Annotated in this window: 16 protein-coding genes; 4 read left to right on the forward strand and 12 right to left on the reverse strand. The window is 64.4% G+C overall.

Annotated features, from left to right (window positions below):
- Positions 1 to 120: 120 nt before the first annotated feature.
- The 3 genes from G6N51_RS12495 to G6N51_RS12505 all read right to left on the reverse strand — a co-directional run bounded on the left by G6N51_RS12495 (position 121) and on the right by G6N51_RS12505 (position 2,502).
- Positions 121 to 1,536, reverse strand: coding sequence for an NAD(P)H-quinone dehydrogenase (locus tag G6N51_RS12495; protein ID WP_083172986.1), 1,416 nt, complete (start codon positions 1,534 to 1,536; stop codon positions 121 to 123).
- Between the two features lie 34 nt (positions 1,537 to 1,570).
- Positions 1,571 to 2,038, reverse strand: a complete 468-nt coding sequence (locus tag G6N51_RS12500) for a DUF5709 domain-containing protein (protein ID WP_083172985.1) — start codon at positions 2,036 to 2,038, stop codon at positions 1,571 to 1,573.
- 74 nt (positions 2,039 to 2,112) lie between these two features.
- Complete coding sequence (locus tag G6N51_RS12505) at positions 2,113 to 2,502, reverse strand: four-helix bundle copper-binding protein (protein ID WP_197747133.1); 390 nt, start codon at positions 2,500 to 2,502, stop codon at positions 2,113 to 2,115.
- A gap of 680 nt (positions 2,503 to 3,182) precedes the next feature.
- Between G6N51_RS12505 and G6N51_RS12510 the strand changes: the two genes are divergently transcribed.
- Together G6N51_RS12510 and G6N51_RS12515 are read left to right on the forward strand one after the other, a co-directional pair.
- Complete coding sequence (locus tag G6N51_RS12510) at positions 3,183 to 3,866, forward strand: sigma-70 family RNA polymerase sigma factor (protein ID WP_083172984.1); 684 nt, start codon at positions 3,183 to 3,185, stop codon at positions 3,864 to 3,866.
- An 82-nt stretch (positions 3,867 to 3,948) separates the two neighbouring features.
- Complete coding sequence (locus tag G6N51_RS12515; RefSeq protein WP_142275042.1) at positions 3,949 to 4,185, forward strand: hypothetical protein; 237 nt, start codon at positions 3,949 to 3,951, stop codon at positions 4,183 to 4,185.
- A 192-nt stretch (positions 4,186 to 4,377) separates the two neighbouring features.
- On the opposite strand, the gene G6N51_RS12520 is transcribed toward G6N51_RS12515, so the two are convergent.
- The 5 genes from G6N51_RS12520 to G6N51_RS12540 all read right to left on the reverse strand — a co-directional run bounded on the left by G6N51_RS12520 (position 4,378) and on the right by G6N51_RS12540 (position 8,077).
- Positions 4,378 to 4,824 carry a hypothetical protein gene (locus G6N51_RS12520; RefSeq protein ID WP_142275041.1) on the reverse strand — a complete coding sequence of 149 codons (447 nt, stop codon included), beginning with the start codon at positions 4,822 to 4,824 and terminating at the stop codon, positions 4,378 to 4,380.
- Between the two features lie 157 nt (positions 4,825 to 4,981).
- The gene (gene tal, locus G6N51_RS12525) at positions 4,982 to 6,070 is read right to left on the reverse strand and encodes a transaldolase (protein ID WP_083172982.1); all 1,089 of its coding nucleotides are present in this window, start codon (positions 6,068 to 6,070) and stop codon (positions 4,982 to 4,984) included.
- A gap of 132 nt (positions 6,071 to 6,202) precedes the next feature.
- A complete protein-coding gene (msrA, locus tag G6N51_RS12530) occupies positions 6,203 to 6,760 on the reverse strand; it encodes a peptide-methionine (S)-S-oxide reductase MsrA (RefSeq protein WP_083172981.1) in 558 nt (185 codons plus the stop codon).
- Positions 6,757 to 7,245 (reverse strand): peptide-methionine (R)-S-oxide reductase MsrB, encoded by a 489-nt coding sequence (gene msrB / locus G6N51_RS12535; protein ID WP_083172980.1) that lies wholly within the window; start codon positions 7,243 to 7,245, stop codon positions 6,757 to 6,759. The genes msrA and msrB overlap by 4 nt, the downstream gene beginning before the upstream one ends.
- Before the next feature lie 61 nt (positions 7,246 to 7,306).
- Entirely contained in the window at positions 7,307 to 8,077 is a 771-nt protein-coding gene (locus tag G6N51_RS12540) for an SDR family NAD(P)-dependent oxidoreductase (protein WP_083172979.1), read from the reverse strand.
- Between the two features lie 544 nt (positions 8,078 to 8,621).
- Between G6N51_RS12540 and G6N51_RS29675 the strand changes: the two genes are divergently transcribed.
- Positions 8,622 to 8,930 (forward strand): putative quinol monooxygenase, encoded by a 309-nt coding sequence (locus G6N51_RS29675; protein WP_083172978.1) that lies wholly within the window; start codon positions 8,622 to 8,624, stop codon positions 8,928 to 8,930.
- Between the two features lie 154 nt (positions 8,931 to 9,084).
- Positions 9,085 to 9,750, forward strand: coding sequence for a TetR/AcrR family transcriptional regulator (locus G6N51_RS12550; protein ID WP_083172977.1), 666 nt, complete (start codon positions 9,085 to 9,087; stop codon positions 9,748 to 9,750).
- A gap of 39 nt (positions 9,751 to 9,789) precedes the next feature.
- Here G6N51_RS12550 and G6N51_RS12555 read toward each other — a convergent pair whose 3' ends face one another.
- From G6N51_RS12555 to G6N51_RS12570, 4 genes are all read right to left on the reverse strand, one after another.
- Positions 9,790 to 10,485 (reverse strand): TetR/AcrR family transcriptional regulator, encoded by a 696-nt coding sequence (locus G6N51_RS12555; RefSeq protein WP_083172976.1) that lies wholly within the window; start codon positions 10,483 to 10,485, stop codon positions 9,790 to 9,792.
- Positions 10,486 to 10,580: 95 nt separating this feature from the next.
- On the reverse strand, positions 10,581 to 11,186 hold the full coding sequence (locus tag G6N51_RS12560) for a GNAT family N-acetyltransferase (protein WP_083172975.1): 606 nt from the start codon (positions 11,184 to 11,186) through the stop codon (positions 10,581 to 10,583).
- 204 nt (positions 11,187 to 11,390) lie between these two features.
- Positions 11,391 to 13,700, reverse strand: coding sequence for a CaiB/BaiF CoA transferase family protein (locus tag G6N51_RS12565; RefSeq protein ID WP_083172974.1), 2,310 nt, complete (start codon positions 13,698 to 13,700; stop codon positions 11,391 to 11,393).
- Positions 13,697 to 15,166: an aldehyde dehydrogenase family protein gene (locus G6N51_RS12570; protein WP_083173017.1), complete on the reverse strand. Its 1,470-nt coding sequence runs from the start codon at positions 15,164 to 15,166 to the stop codon at positions 13,697 to 13,699. The genes G6N51_RS12565 and G6N51_RS12570 overlap by 4 nt, the downstream gene beginning before the upstream one ends.
- Positions 15,167 to 15,299 lie beyond the last annotated feature (133 nt).

Here is a 15,299-nt window from a genome sequence, read left to right on the forward strand (position 1 = left end):
ATCCATCTGTCACCACCCGTGAGCACGATTCACCCGGGTGATAACGCTCGCGCCGCGACAGCTGCATCGGTTGGGCTGCCCGGGCGCAAGAGCAGTCGTCGGCCCAGTTAGGTTCGTGCATCAGTTCAGATCGTCGCGGGCTATGAGACGGCGAGCCGCCTCGGTGATCGAGCCGGACAGCGACGGATAGATCGCAAGCGTCTGCGCCAAATCGTCAACCGTGATCCGGTTTTGAACAGCCATCGCGATCGGCAATATCAATTCAGAAGCGATCGGCGCGACCACCACGCCACCGATTACCACGCCGCTGTCCTGCCGGCAAAATAGTTTGACGAAGCCCTGACGCAGCTCCGACATTTTCGCCCGCGCATTGGTTTTCAACGGCAGCATGATGCTGCGGACCTGAATCGAGCCGTCGTCGATCGCGGTCTGCGAGACGCCGACCATCGCGACCTCGGGGTGGGTGAACACCGTCGCCGCAACGGTGCCCAACCGGAGCGGACTAACGGCTTCACCAAGCGCGTGATACATCGCGATCCGGCCCTGCATCGCGGCAACCGAGGCTAACGGCAGGAGACCGGTGCAGTCCCCCGCAGCGTAAATGCCCGCGACCGATGTCCGCGACACCCGGTCGACGACAACGTAGTCGCCCGGCCCGGGTTCGATAGCCACCCGCTGTAGACCTAGCCGGCCGGTGTTGGGCACTGACCCAAGCGTCATCAATGCGTGGCTGCCCTCGACGGTGCGGCCGTCGGCCATTGTCACCAGCACCCCGTCGTCGGTGCGCCTGACGGATTGTGCCCGGGCCTGTTTGATCAGTTTGACGCCGCGTTGGGCGAACGATTCCTCGAGCACCCTCGCGGCGTCGGCGTCCTCGTGCGGCAACAACCGGTCGCGGCTGGCTACCAGCGTCACGGCCACACCCAGTTCGGTGTAGGCGTTGGCGAATTCGGTGCCGGTCACCCCGCAACCCACCACGATGAGGTGGTCGGGCAGCGAGTCCAGGTCGTAGAGCTGGCGCCAGGTCAGGATGCGCTCGCCGTCGGGGCGCGCCGACGGCAGGATCCTGGGGCTGGCGCCGGTGGCGATCAACACCACATCGGCATCGCGCATCGTGGTGCTGCCATCGCGCGCGGTCACCTCGACGCGGTGACGCGCCAGACCGGGAGACGCGTCGACCAGCTCGCCGCGTCCCGCGATCAACTCGACACCCAGGCTCAGCAGCTGGGCGGTGATATCCACCGATTGCTCGGTAGCGAGCATCTTGATCCGCTGGTGGATTTCTGCCAAACAGATCTCGGCGTCGTCGATGTGGATGTCGAAACCCAGGCGGGTTGCCCGCCGCAGCTCAGTGCGCAGCCCTGTGGAGGCGATAAAGGTCTTCGATGGCACGCAGTCGCACAGCACCGCGGCGCCGCCGACCCCGTCGGAATCGACGACGGTCACGCGGGCGACGGCGGGACCTCGTGCAGCCGCGACCAATGCCGCCTCGTACCCGGCCGGGCCACCACCGAGGATCACAATGCGGGTCACCACAGGTCAATTCACCAAGTGGACGGACGGCAGGTCATCAAAGACGCCATAGGGCGCCATCGCCGGTGTCTTCGTCGACGACGATATGCATGGCGGCTTCCTCAGCCGAGGCAGCGCCGCCGTCGATACCGACGTCGTGGGCACGGTAATCCGTACTCGGGTCCGTCGCGTCCAAGGTGAAGGCGACGAGCCGACCCGCGCGCATGTCGCCGACTTGATCGTCGATTGGCTCGCCGTCGCTGTCGGCGGTGTCACCGATTCCGTCGCCGTCCCATAGATCGGTCACGTCGGGCACCTCACGGGCCAGCCGGCGCGCCAGACTTTCATGGGTACGCGCTTCCCTCGCGGTGATACCCCACGCCCGCAGTTCACGCGGGCTTTCCGGCGGCGAGTAGCCTTCGTCGAGGTCGATGCCGGTCTGTTCCGAGTCCAGGCTTTCTTCTGGTTCAAGCAGATGCGCCTGCACGTCATCGAATTCAGAAATTCCCATCAGCGCGGTCTCCATTCTGTATTGCCAAGTGTCCCAATCGATTGACCTCATGCAGCCGTGGGCAGTCCACCCCGGCAGCTTGGGTTGTCTCAACCGAGAGCCTCAACAAGGTCGCGGCAGGCTCGTTCACAGCGACGGCAAACCTCGGCACACACGCGGCAATGCTCGTGTTTCGGCGCGTGCTTGTCGCACTCGTCTGCGCTTGTCTTACAGGCGGTGGCACACGTTTGGAGCACCGTCCTGGTCAAGTTGGCGTCGTAGTCCGTGTGCCGGGACAAGACGCGGCCGGTTGTCGCGCAGACATCCGCGCAGTCAAGGCAAGTGCGGATACATTTGGTCAAGTGATAGACGTCGTCTTCACTGAGGCAGGCGTCTGCACACGCTGTGCAGGCCTGGTCGCATTCGAAACAGGCGTCGATACATTCGACCAGCTTGGCTCTATCGATCCGGCCCAGATCCCGTGGGTAGGTCTCCAGCATTCTCCTGGCGGCGCTCACCATTTCCTCCTTGCTCAGGGCGACTTTGTCTCTTCTGAACTAACCTTGTCCGCGCATGGTGCCGCTAGGGTGCGTGAGTCTCCTGCTGTGCTTCTTACACAACAGAAACACGGCTGCGCGGGTGTCGACGTTGAGAGCATGGCGCCCAGGGGGGTGACCCGTCGTCGCCCATCTCCGTTATTCACCCGGGTGATAGTCGGACAGGTGGATGCGGTCGATCACGCGAATCGAGGGCGAGGCGAGCCGCCGACGCACCGCGACAACGCCCAGCCCGAGCAGTGACGGCCAACTTGATGTAGTAGACGGCGCGGCCACTCATCCGGATGAATTGCCTCGGCGGGTGATGACCACTCACCCCGCGGCGGTGGATGCTGGCACCAGATTGGCATGCGGAGGTGCTGTGGAGGCAAAGACATACCGTACCCGCGGTAAGGAATGCATCAGGGCGGGATCGGCCCTGGAAGGAACGCGCTTGAGCGCGGGCCCAACCAAGACGACGTTGATCGCTGAAATCCGTGCCACGCGCTACATCACCGGTTCCTCGAGACGCTGGGGCGCCGGGCAGGGCTGTACTCCACTCTCGCACGAGCCCTGCCCGATTCCCGCAATCGGCAGCCGGGCACTGCGCGCGCCGAGACGTTCCGCGATGGCAGGAGCATAACGTGGGTCGGGTACGCGCGGAATGTACAAAAGCGCCGGACAGCGCGTTGGCCGCTCAATTTGAAAGCGCCGTCATCCCGCTCCTTGAGCCTCTCTACCGACAGGCTCTTCGGATGACCTCCAATCGACCGGATGCCGAGGATCTGGTGCAAGAAACTATGCTCAACGCTTACGCCGGTCTTCGGGCATTCGAGCCAGGAACAAACCTCAAAGCATGGCTGCGGCGAATCATGACAAACACCTATATCAACAGCTATAGGACAAAAAAGCGCAGTCCCGCAATACATCCGACTGGTGAGATCACCGATCGACAGCTGGTCGCCGGCGCCCCGCGCACGCCCGGGGGTCTGCGGTCGGCGGAAGACCAGGCACTCGAAATGCTGCCAGACCCCTACCTCAAAGCGGCAATGATGATCTTGCCCGAGCAGTTTCGCATCACCGTGTATTTTGCCGACATCGCCGGATACTCCTACAAGGAGATCGCCGCCATGACCGACACCCGGCAAGGAACCGTAAGTTCGAGGCTCAACCGCGGACGAAAACAATTGCGGGATCTATTGTTCGACTCTCCGGTTGGCGGGGCGGGCGGGACGATCGGCAAAGCCGCGAGCGGAGCAATCCAGCGGCGCACGAGTGTCGACGGCGCCGAGCTCAGTGGCGGTCGTCCGGCAACCGATGGTCACTGACAACCGTGCGCGCAGACGCGCATCGTCCGATCAGGCACCGGTATCGCGGTCATGCGACTCGGTGGGGAGATCAGGAGGCGTGATGAATGAAGCGAGAGTTCAGCGCACGTGCGGGGTGTCCGCGTCGTCGCCCAAGAGGGTCGCCCTGACTGTACCGTCACGAGAACAACTTGCTTTCTACGCCGGCGTCGGTGCACTGGCCGTTTTTGGGATGATGGAATGGCCAGTCGTTGCCGCGTTGGTTGTCGGCCACGCGCTCGTCAACTCGCAGCACAACAAGGTTCTTCAATCACTCGGCGAGGCATTGGAAGAGGCTTAGCTGCAATATGAACGAGGCGGTTCGGTGATGGGCCTCCGCTCGCTGCCGACTTCGCAGCTCAGTCTCGGGCGCACCGATAACTATGGACGGCAACCGAAGTAGTCAGTATGGCTGCAACGCGCCCACACGTGCACTCGACCAGCACCGCCGCCGTCCGGCACCACGGCCATCTCGGTCGCCATGACGAAATCCTCACGGCCGCTGGATGACTAAGACGGCGACCGTGCCCGCAATCAACCCGAATAATAGGTGAAGCCCAAGCGCGATCGGGACGGGGTTCAGCTTCGCGACCTCACGGGCGCCCGGATGAATCGCGCCGATGCCAACATAGTTTATGAGCCAAAGCGCCACGCCAACCACCAGACCTGATGCGAGGTACGCGTGCGTGAAATCCTGCGCGATAAGGACGATGACGACGCCAAATACGGCAGAGAGCAAGATGTGGAGTGCTACGCCAACCAGGGTGGCCAATCCAAACAACCTATCCGCTGCGCCTCTGGGGCCCAGAATGATTCCGCTGATCCTGTTGGGAAGCGTCCACACACCCCGCCCACTCACCGCGCCGTAGGCCATGCCCAGGGCGGCTATGGCAAGTCCGCCGACAATCCCACCGATAGCGCCAGCGACGTAGCCGCTCACCATTCCTCCTTGTTGGATCGAGTCTGGGCCTCACCGCGCATCCGCTCAATCATGTGCGGATAGTGCAGCCGCGAAGCCGGGCCGCTCAGAGGAGGCGCCGAGGTGGACATAAAATTCGGTCTCCTGGATGAGTTGAAGTTGCGGCGTCACGAAGTGTTCAGCGTTGAAGTGCGCGCGACCACGACGCCGCGAACTTGGACACCCCTTCGCGCTCGAGCACAGCGAAGACATCGGGCAGATCGACACCGACGGCAGTCAGCCGATCGAACACCTCCTGCGCCTGCTCCGCCTTACCGGTCACGGTGTCACCGGCGACGACGCCGTGATCGGCCACCGCCTCGAGTGTCGGCTGAGGAATGGTGCTGACCGTGTTCGGTGCCACCAGTTCGGTGATGTACATCGTATCGGGATACGCGGTGGTTTTAACTCCGGTGGAGGCCCATAGCGGGCGTTGCGCGCGAGCACCCGCGGCGCGCAGCGCGGTGTAGCGTTCCCCGGCTTCGAAGACCTGCTGGTAGTACGCGTAGGCCAATCGCGCGTTGGCGACGCCAGCCTTTCCACGTAGTCTGAGCGCCTCATCGGTGCCGATCGCCTCGAGTTGCTTGTCGACATCGGTGTCCACCCGCGACACGAATAGTGATGCCACCGAGTGGATTTGGGATATGTCGGCGCCCGTCTGCTGGGCGGCCTCGATACCGGCCAGATAGGCGTCCATCACCGCCCGGTGCCGTTGGACGGAAAAGATCAGCGTGACGTTGACTGAGACACCTCTGGCTAGCACCGCGGTGATGGCGGGCAGCCCCGCGGTCGTCGCCGGTATTTTGATGAACACGTTGGGCCGGTCGACGACCTTGGCCAACTCGACGGCCTGCGCGACCGTCGCATCCGTGTCGTGCGCCAGCGTCGGATCGACTTCAATGGACACTCGTCCGTCGACGCCGTCGGAGGCCTCCCATTGCGGAAGCAGCACATCGCAGGCGGCCCGGACGTCGTCGGTGATCGCGGTGCGGACTGCGGTGTCGATATCGGTACCACGGCCCGTCAGCTCGGCGATCTGGCCGTCGTAGGCGCGGCCGTTTGTAAGTGCGCGCTCGAAGGTGGATGGGTTAGTGGTCACGCCGACAACGCTTCTCGTATCGATCAGCTGCTGCAGCTTGCCGGAGTGCAGCAGGTCGCGCGACAAGTCATCCAGCCAGACCGACACCCCCGCCGCGGACAGTGCAGCCAGATTCGGGTTCTGAGTCATGCCGGCACCACCGCGTGCCGATTGCCGGGCCGCGACATAACCCACCCTGCGGCACACGCGTCACAGTAGCGCCGCCACGGCACGTACGGGGTCAACGGCACCTGCCAATCAGGCGTTTCCGGGCCCATGCCGTTACTGAGCCGGCTCGGCATGTTCTGCCGTCGCCGCCTCCGCGCCGGCGCCGTCACCGCCGCTGGGTAACGTCCACTCGGGACGGATGTAGTGGCAGGTGTATCCGGATGGGTAGCGCTGCAGGTAGTCCTGGTGCTCGGGTTCGGCTTCCCAGAACTCACCAGCCGGGTTGACCTCGGTGACGATTGCGCCTGGCCATCTCCCTGAAGCCTCCATGTCGGCGATGGTGTGCAAGGCGATCTGCTTTTGCTCGTCGTCCAGATAGAAGATTGCTGACCGATAACTGGTTCCCACATCGTTGCCCTGACGGTTCTTGGTGGTCGGGTCGTGAATCTGGAAGAAGAATCCCAGCAGCGCCCGGTAATCGGTCTGGTCCGGGTCGTAGGTCACCTCGAGCGCCTCGGCGTGGCCGGGGTGATTCCGGTAGGTCGGGTGCGTGTTGCTGCCGCCGGTGTAACCGACCCGGGTTGAAACGACACCCGGCCGGGTGCGGAACAAGTCCTCCATGCCCCAAAAGCACCCACCGGCGAGCACGGCTTTCTTGTTGTGGCCGGTCATGATTCCTCCCCCGCGACGCTTTGGTGTTGTTCCGACACACCTTCCGTGAACAGGTGCAGATATTGCCCGTAGCCCTGCGCTTCCAAATCATCGCGGTGGACGAATCGCAGCGATGCCGAGTTGATGCAGTAGCGCAAACCGCCCGCTTCTGCTGGACCGTCGGTGAATACGTGGCCAAGATGGCTGTCAGCGTGGGCCGACCGCACCTCAACCCTTTCCATGTAGTGGCTGCGGTCGCGCCTCTCAACGACGTTGTCCGCATTGATGGGTCGGGTGAAGCTGGGCCAACCAGTTCCGCTATCGAATTTGTTCGCGGAAGCGAAAAGCGGCTCGCCAGAGACCACATCAACGTAAATGCCGGGTTCATGGTTGTTGCAGTACTCGCCGGTGAACGGAACCTCCGTGCCGTTCTCCTGGGTGACGCGGTATTGCTCGGGGCTCAGCGCGTTGACCGCGGCAGGGTCCTTGCTGTATTCGTGTGACACCTGGTCTCCTTTGCTTATCTTGCCGGGCCCGGCATTTCGGCAGGGCCCCATCGTTATTGGGCTAATTGCGGCCGGCCATGATGCCGCCGTCAACGTTGAGGATTGCGCCGGTGACCCAGCTGGCCTCATCGGACAGCAGATATGTCACGGCGTTGGCCACGTCGGCCGGGGTGCCGACTCGTCCCAACGGATGAAGCGGCGCGAACGTGGCAAGCGTGGCGTCGATCTCCTCCTTCGGAATGAAGCCCTCGTACAGCGGCGTCTTGACGACGGCAGGCGCCACCGCGTTGACGCGGATCTTGTGCCCGGCAAGCTCGATGGCCAGGTTATGGGTCATCGCATGCAGCCCGGCTTTTTGCATCGAATACACAGACGATGGGGTCAGACCGATCGCCTGATGCGCCCACATGCTGCCGATGTTGACGATGGAGCCGCCCTCTCCGCGGGCGATCATGCCCTCAACCACGGTCTGCGTCAGGAAGAACAACGCATAGTTGAGTTCCATGTACGAGTCATAGGTCAGCGCATCGTATTCCAGAAATGGCTTGGGGACGAAGAATCCGGCCGCGTTGACGAGCAACGTCGCGTCGCCGTGATCCTCGGAAAGCGCGCGCTGCACATCGGCGACCGCCGCACGATCGGTCAACTCCGCAGTGATCCCCCAGGCTTGGCCACCTTCGCCGGTCAGTTCGGTCACGGTCTGATCGACACGACCCTTCGACCGGCCGATGATCACCGCGCTGCCGCCGTGACGCACGATGTCGATGGCCGCCTGCCGGCCCATACCGGCGCTGCCTCCGACGACGATGACCTTCTTGGAATCGAAGTGCATGGTGAGACCTTTCTGCTACTCATTTCTCGGCGAATCCTGCTCGACCCTTTGCCCAGCAAGAAAAGTTGTAGCCCAGGCGATTACATCCAGTGCCATGCGTATCAACCTCGAACTGGTATCAATCTCCTGCCCGGCGGGGTGAGCTGTCATCACCCCAGCGTTGTTTCACCCGGGTGAGTTCTGGCCATGCCGCCGAGGCCGACTGCTAAAACCCAATGCCTTAAGCGAATGTGCACGCCTCGCTAAAAGTGGGTTATAATACCCAGAGCAAAAGAAGAGAAATAGCGGTCGCGACTATCGTTCACCTGACCGGCGGCCATCTGTAGGGCAACAGGTGCCGCACATCATCTCCGTCAGCCATTGAGTTGTCATGCAGGTGACCGAGCCATCAGATGTACCCTTGCGGCTCAGCGAGGACGCTCGTCCGCTGGCTAAGGCCAACCGGTGATGCGATTTGTTCACACGAAATCACGGTGTCTGCAACGCAATTACTCAGTGTCGTGATTGCACGCAGACTTGAGGCGACGCTGAAGGAGTGTCAACTATGCACGGCTCAGATGAAGTGGTGCTGATCACCGAGGCCACGGCTTTGCCAGGCAGAGGAGACGAGTTGCGGCGTGCGTTTGCCGAGTTGATCCCGCAGTCGCTGGCCGAGGGAGGCGTTAGCACTTTCAGGCTGCACGAAGACCGCGATCGGCCAGGGCATTTCACACTTTACCAGCTGTTCCGCAACCAGCACGCTGTAGACCTTCACGTCCAAACCAATCATTTCGCGCTCAGCGTGGAAGCCTTGGCCCAGTTCGCCGAGGGCGGCAAGTCCCAGGTGACCTTCTACCATGTACTGAGTCGGTAATCCCGTCTAACTCCGGCAGGAGGTTCTCCTCATCTCCGAGACAACCCGACAGCCGCCGCTGCTGGGGGACGTACCTCGCGAAATGCGATGTGACCCGTACGATTATCAGCTAGCTAGTTGACCCACCACTTCGACCTCTTGGTGATAGCCGGACATGATTGATGACACCGCGGTCGTCCTGACCCCACGAGGTCGGGCGACCTATGCGCGCATCGTCGGAGTGGCCGCTGAACTGGTGTACAAGCGGGGGCTGCACAACACCGGAGCCAACGACGTGCGCAAGGCTGCCTCCGTCAGCGGGTCGCAGATGACCCACTACTTCAAGGACAAACGTGCCATAGTGCGCGGCGTCATCGCCTGGCGCCGTAATGAAGTGATCGCATTCCACACTTCAGGAGAGCTGGCCGGGCTGGACAGTTTCGAGACGTTGCAAAAGTGGGCCGACCTCAACGTCCAAAAACAAATCGACATGAACTTGGGCGGATGCACCTTCGGTTCGTTGGTGGGCGAGTTGATCCCGCCCGGAGGTGAAATCCGCAGCGACGTCAGCGCGGTCTACGACGAGTGGATCGCCCTGTTTCGCACCGGATTGACCTCTATGCGCAAACGAGGAGACCTGCGCGCCGACGCTGATCCTCTGCACCTCGCGCGGGTGCTGGTCGCCGCCCACCAAGGCGGATCGCTGCTCACCCAGACGACTCGGTCCATCAACCCGCTGCGCGACGCACTCAGTGCCGCCGTCGACTACGTTCATTCGTTCGCGACCCAGCCGGTGACCGCCTCGAGGCGCCACACGAAGGCATCGGGACGAGCTAGGTAGCTGGCCAGCCCAATCATGGCGTCCGAGACTCCACGACCGCTAGGTATAAGCCGAGGCCGCAGCCCCCTGCGCCGCTTCCCCTGGTATTGGTGACCGTCGGTCACGCGGGCGGGTGGCGAACTGGCGCAGGTAACTTAACGCGAAGGTCAAGGCGTCACGATCCGGCCAGGCCTTGCCGTACGCGCCGCTCATCAGGCTTCCGCCTTCATGTGCGGTCACCAGTACGTTAGCCAGAACCGCGGGATCAGCGGACTCAATAACCAACCCGCGATTCTTCATTCGTGACAAGCCCCGGCGCAACAGCGCCGTCCACTGCCGGTAACCATCTGCGAGCAGTTCGCGCGTCTGCTCGTCGTGCTTGCCTAGTTGGCCGGCCAGCATGCCATAGGTCGGCAACGCCTGGTGTCGAATTCGCCGCGGGCTCAACGCCAACGTGAGCTCGACCCACTTCTCGAAATCATCGAAGGTATCCAGATTGTTCAGCGCCTCTTGCCGATGAAAGTCCAGGAGTACCTCGGTTTGCCGAGCGACCACGGCTCGTATCAACGCGTCCTTATCAGCGAAGTAGTGCGACAGCTGTGAGCCACTGACCGAGGCGGCTTGCCGTACCCGCTCTTGACTTACCGCGGGAACCCCCTCAGTGACAAACAACTCCGCGGCACAGCTGATGATGCGGTCGCGCGTTGCTCGTCCGCGACTGGTCACTGGCAGCTGGTCGGCATCCCGGGGGGCCATGCGATCAGGCTACCGGGTCGTTCCCGATGTGGGCTGCGAAACCCACTAGACGTCCGCCCCGCCTGTGAGAGGCCGCACCGTAGTGGTGTTGGGGATTACTCCGATCCCGGCGCCGGTGCGCAGGCCGGCTCTGGTAGATCCAAATCTCCTTTGCTCAGACGGTAGACCTCGAGGGTGAGGTTGTAGTACTTGTCGGTCTCACCGACCCATTCCATGCCCACTCGCCGCGCAGTAGCCACCCCGCGATGATTGCCCGGCCGCACCACCGCGAAGACCTCACTGACACCAACATTTGTGAATGCCTGATGGGCCACCGCATGACCAGCTTCCGCGCCATACCCGTGACCCCACCGCATCGGTGTGACCTGCCATCCGATTTCGAGATCGGTGCGACCGGGTGGCAGTGGAAGCAGGGCCGCTCCGCCGATCAGATCGCCAGAGTCTCTGTCGGTAATCGCCCACCGGCCCAGGGGCAGGCCCGCCGCGTCGCTTTCGGTGATCCATAAGCCCAAGAGCTGCCGCATCTGCGCTTCGTCGGCGACCAATGGCAGCGCCGGACACAGCCAACGCGAAACCTCCGGCGCGCCGTACACCCCATAGGCGGCGATATCGTCATCGAGCTGCCACGGGCGCAATATGAGCCGGGCAGTCATGATGCGTCGCGTATCGGGGTCCCATTCGACATGGCGATGCTCGGTCATTTCGACTCCTGGGCTCGTTGCACCCACACTGGGGAACATGACCCAATTCTAGCAATTGCGAAGACGTGCCGGCGGTGGCCGCCAGGCAGCTTGTGGGGCATGCACCCCAGTGCGTGACCTCATGAAGTACCCAAGGGCATAGCCGGCGATCTCGAGCACCACATCAGCCGCCTCGCATGCGCCACGAACGACTGGCCGTCCCGCTCAGGCGTTGAGCGGGCGCTCCCCGATGATCCGTTCGGCCCGCAGGCTTGCGACCTCGCCGGCGGAGAAGCCCAGACCGGCCAGGACTTCGTCGTTGTGCTGGCCCAGCGTCGGCGGGGCGGCGCGGTGATGGCGGGCCGGCCCGGGCGTGATGCGAAACGGCCAGCCGGGATAGCGGGACGGGCCGGTGATCGGGTGCACGAACTCCTCGTAGTAACCGCGCGCGTCGAGCTGGCCCCCGATCAGGTCGTGATCGTACATCCGGTCGCCGGTAATCACCCGCTCGGCCGGGATGCCCTGTATCTGAACGGTTTTCACGACCGACTCGGCGGTCTGAGTGCGGGTCCACGCGGTGACCAGCTCGTCGAACACGTCATGGTCAAGCTGCCCGTCGTCGGGCAGCGACAACGCGACCCATCCGTCGTCGGCGGTCGGGTAGACACCTTGTAGGTAGCCGCGCTGCCGGTTGCCCCGGCGCGGGGGCACGACGCCGGTCATCGAATACTCGATCACCGGCTCGGCGGCCACGCAGGCGGCGACCTCGATCTGCGCGATCTCGATCAGCTGGCCCTCCCCCGTTCGGTGTCGGTGCTCGAGGGCGGCCAGCAGCGCCACCGCCGCGTGCACGCCGACGATCGGATCGGCGGGGCCCTGCGGGTTGCATGGCGGACCGTCGGGGTAGCCGGTTGCCGCCGACATTCCCGAGGTCTGCTCGAAATTCAGCGCCCACCCGACGTAGTCGCGCCACGGCCCCTGCAGGCCGTATCCGGGCATCCGCACGGCGATCACGTCGGGGTTGAGCGATGCCAACGCGTCGTAGTCCAGGCCGAACTGCTCGACCACCCGGGGCGAGAAGTTTTCCACGACCACGTCGGCGTCGGCGGCCAGCCGCCGGGCGATGTCGAGGCCCCGCGGCGACGTCAAATCGAGGGTGAGGTCGCGCTTGTTGAGGTTGGTTCCCTGCCAGATCGGGCTGCGTTCGTACCAGTCGTCGCCCTCGTAGGCGAAGGCGCCCGAGTAGCGATGCCCGTCCGGCCGCTGGATCGATTCGATCTTCACGATGTCGGCGCCGAACGCGCCGAGGTAGCAGGTCAGGTAGGCGCCGGCCCAGAATGTGGTCAGGTCGAGGACCTTCAGGCCGGAGAACGGCAGCGGTCCCTCGGCCGTGTTAAGCGAGCGCGCCACGGTATTCCACGGATCGGGGCGCGTGCCGACCCCATGGTGGGGCGCCGGGCCTGGTTGTGCCACAGGCGTTTTCGAGAATCGGAACGCCGGCCCGGGCCGCCGGAACGACCAACCGGGCCCGCCGGATGGTACGAAGAACCCGCGCTCGGCGTACTGTGGGCAGCCGAGCACGGTGGCCCCGTCGTTGACCGGGGCGGCCGGAATGCGCAGCGCCTGAGCCAGTTCCACGATCTCGGCGACCGTCTGCCGGGCAAGCAATGGCTCTGCCTTGCCGAAGAACTCGTCGCGCTCCGGGCCGCCCATCATGATCGCGATCTGATGCTCGCCGTACTCGGGGAGCCCCAGCATCGCGCAGACGTCGAGCCAGTGCTGGCCGGTCAGGCAGTTGATGCCCACCCAGCCGTCGGCGGCCCGGACGACGCCGAGCATGGGGGCCGAGCGCAGGTTCGCGGGCAGGCCAAGACTTCGCATGCGCTGGGCCATCAGCATCGGATACGGCAGCGTCGACAGCAGCGCCTCCACCTGGGCGACGTCGACCTCTCGGACCCGGTCGGCCGGTGGCATCCGCAGCGCGGTCAGCACGCCAAGCGCGCCGTAAGCACCGGCGACGTATTCGGAGATGCGGGCGCCGACCTGTACCGGCGGGCGGTCCGGATCCCGAGCGCTGATCCAGCCCGACGCCGCCTGCGCGGTCAGGGGCGTGGCGGGGCGCCGGCGCCAGGGCCCGGACTGGCCGAACGCAGAGATGCGCAGCAGCACCAGGTCTGGGTTCAGCCGCCCCAAGTCGCCCGGGCCCAGCGTCCAGCGGTCCAGCGTTCCGGGCGCGAAGTCCTCGATGAGCACGTGCGCCGCCGCGATGAGCTCGTGGGCGGCCGCCACGTCGTCCGACTGCGCCAGGTTGAGTGCCGCGCCGCGCTTCCCGGCATTGAGGTAGTGGAACAGGCCGGAGCGCTCGGGGTCGGGAACTCCGCCGGGAAACGGGCCCCACCGGCGCAGGGGATCTCCGGCGGGCGGCTCGATCTTGGTGACCTCGGCGCCGAGGTCGACGAAAAGCTTTGCCGCGTAAGAACCTGAGATCTCTTTGGCGAGTTCGACGACGTGGAGCCCGGTGAGGGGTCCCGTCATGCCGGGATCCCGATGGCCTTCACCTCCATGTACTGGTGCAGTCCACTGATCCCGCCGCTCTCCCGGCCGAAGCCGCTCAGCTTGAAGCCGCCGAACGGCGCGTCGCCCGGTCCGACGCCGTTGACGGCGACCTGACCCGTGCGCATCCGCCGGGCGATCGCCACGGCCCGGTCCACGTCATTGCCCCACACGGCGCCGGAGAGCCCGTAGCACGAGTTGTTCGCGATCGTCACGGCGTCCTCGTCGTCGCGATAGCGCAGCACCGAAAGCACCGGCCCGAACACTTCCTCCTGTGCGATCGTCGAATCCGGTTGCACGCCGGTAAGAATCGTCGGCTCGAAGTAGTAGCCGACGTCCAAGCCGGCCGGGCGGCCGCCGCCGGTTGCCAGCGTCGCGCCGTCGCGGACCGCGCCGTCGACGTGCGCCTGCACGCGGTCGCGTTGCGCCGCGCTGATGAGCGGGCCCATGTGCACCGTCGGGTCCGTGGGGTCGCCGACCTTGACGTCGCGGGCCAGCGCGACGAGCCGGTCGACGACGTCGTCGTGCAACGAATCGGGGAGCAGCAGCCGGCTGTGCAGGATGCAGGCCTGCCCGGCGTGCAACGAGCAGCAATCGAACAGCATCTGCTGCAGCATTTCGTCGGTCACCTGCGTGTCGTCGAGGATGATGCTTGCCGACTTCCCGCCGCACTCCAGCAACAGCCGCGTCATGGCGTCGCCCGCGGCCCGCATGACCTCACACCCGACGGCGGAGCTGCCGGTGAAGCTGATCATGTCGACGCGCGGATCCGTCGTGAGCAGTTTGGCGGCCTCGAGGCCCGAAGGCGTGACGACGTTGACCACGCCCGGCGGGATGTCGGTCTCCTCGTCGATGATGCGCGCGAGGGCGAGCCCGGCCAGCGGCGTCAGCGGTGAGGGCTTGAGCACGACGGTGTTGCCCGCGGCCAGCGCGTTGTTCACCTTCATGACGTTGAGGCAGTGCGGGAAGTTCCACGGCGTCAGGACCGATACCACACCGAGCGGCTCGCGGCGCAGCAACGTCGTTCCGGCACCGATCCCGGTGACCGGCTCGTCGATCAGCTTGGTGGCGAGCTGGGCGGCATGCATCGACATGTAGCCGGCGCCGTCGATCTGCATCATGCGCTCGTTGGCGACGCAACCCCATTCGACCTGTGACAGCGCGAAGATCTCGTCGGCGTGCTTGAGCAGGGCCTCACCGAGCTGGTTGAGGCAGCCGGCCCGCTCGTCGGGACCCATGCGGCCCCATGGCCCGGCGTCGAAAGCCCGGCGCGCGGCGTCGATCGCCGCGCCGACCTGGGCGACACTCGCGTCGGGCGCGGTGCCGATGGATTGCTCGGTGGCGGGGTTGGTGTCGTCGTAGCGACCGTCCTCCGGCTCTACCCATCTGCCATCGATGTAGAGCTGATAGGTGTCGACAAGAGATCGCGGACTTTGCAGCTCGGTCATGCGCTTCCTCACCCGAACGTCGGTCATCTAACCACTTGGTGTACACCCATGCTTCCGTTGCGTCAATCATCAGCCCGGCGAATTGCCCGCTGTTGCCGCGTTTCCAGCGGTATTGACAGAGATAGCGACGCGG

Origin of the sequence: Mycobacterium paraseoulense (assembly GCF_010731655.1) — a bacterium.
GTDB lineage: Bacteria > Actinomycetota > Actinomycetes > Mycobacteriales > Mycobacteriaceae > Mycobacterium > Mycobacterium paraseoulense.

Excerpts from the sequence above, each read along its gene's own strand:
- G6N51_RS12500 (WP_083172985.1), bottom strand. The coding sequence starts at position 2,038 with ATGGAGACCGCGCTGATGGGAATTTCTGAATTCGATGACGTGCAGGCG.
- G6N51_RS12505 (WP_197747133.1), bottom strand. The coding sequence starts at position 2,502 with ATGCTGGAGACCTACCCACGGGATCTGGGCCGGATCGATAGAGCCAAG.
- G6N51_RS12515 (WP_142275042.1), top strand. The coding sequence starts at position 3,949 with ATGAATGAAGCGAGAGTTCAGCGCACGTGCGGGGTGTCCGCGTCGTCG.
- tal (WP_083172982.1), bottom strand. The coding sequence starts at position 6,070 with ATGACTCAGAACCCGAATCTGGCTGCACTGTCCGCGGCGGGGGTGTCG.
- msrA (WP_083172981.1), bottom strand. The coding sequence starts at position 6,760 with ATGACCGGCCACAACAAGAAAGCCGTGCTCGCCGGTGGGTGCTTTTGG.
- G6N51_RS12540 (WP_083172979.1), bottom strand. The coding sequence starts at position 8,077 with ATGCACTTCGATTCCAAGAAGGTCATCGTCGTCGGAGGCAGCGCCGGT.
- G6N51_RS29675 (WP_083172978.1), top strand. The coding sequence starts at position 8,622 with ATGCACGGCTCAGATGAAGTGGTGCTGATCACCGAGGCCACGGCTTTG.
- G6N51_RS12550 (WP_083172977.1), top strand. The coding sequence starts at position 9,085 with ATGATTGATGACACCGCGGTCGTCCTGACCCCACGAGGTCGGGCGACC.
- G6N51_RS12555 (WP_083172976.1), bottom strand. The coding sequence starts at position 10,485 with ATGGCCCCCCGGGATGCCGACCAGCTGCCAGTGACCAGTCGCGGACGA.
- G6N51_RS12560 (WP_083172975.1), bottom strand. The coding sequence starts at position 11,186 with ATGACCGAGCATCGCCATGTCGAATGGGACCCCGATACGCGACGCATC.
- G6N51_RS12565 (WP_083172974.1), bottom strand. The coding sequence starts at position 13,700 with ATGACGGGACCCCTCACCGGGCTCCACGTCGTCGAACTCGCCAAAGAG.
- G6N51_RS12570 (WP_083173017.1), bottom strand. The coding sequence starts at position 15,166 with ATGACCGAGCTGCAAAGTCCGCGATCTCTTGTCGACACCTATCAGCTC.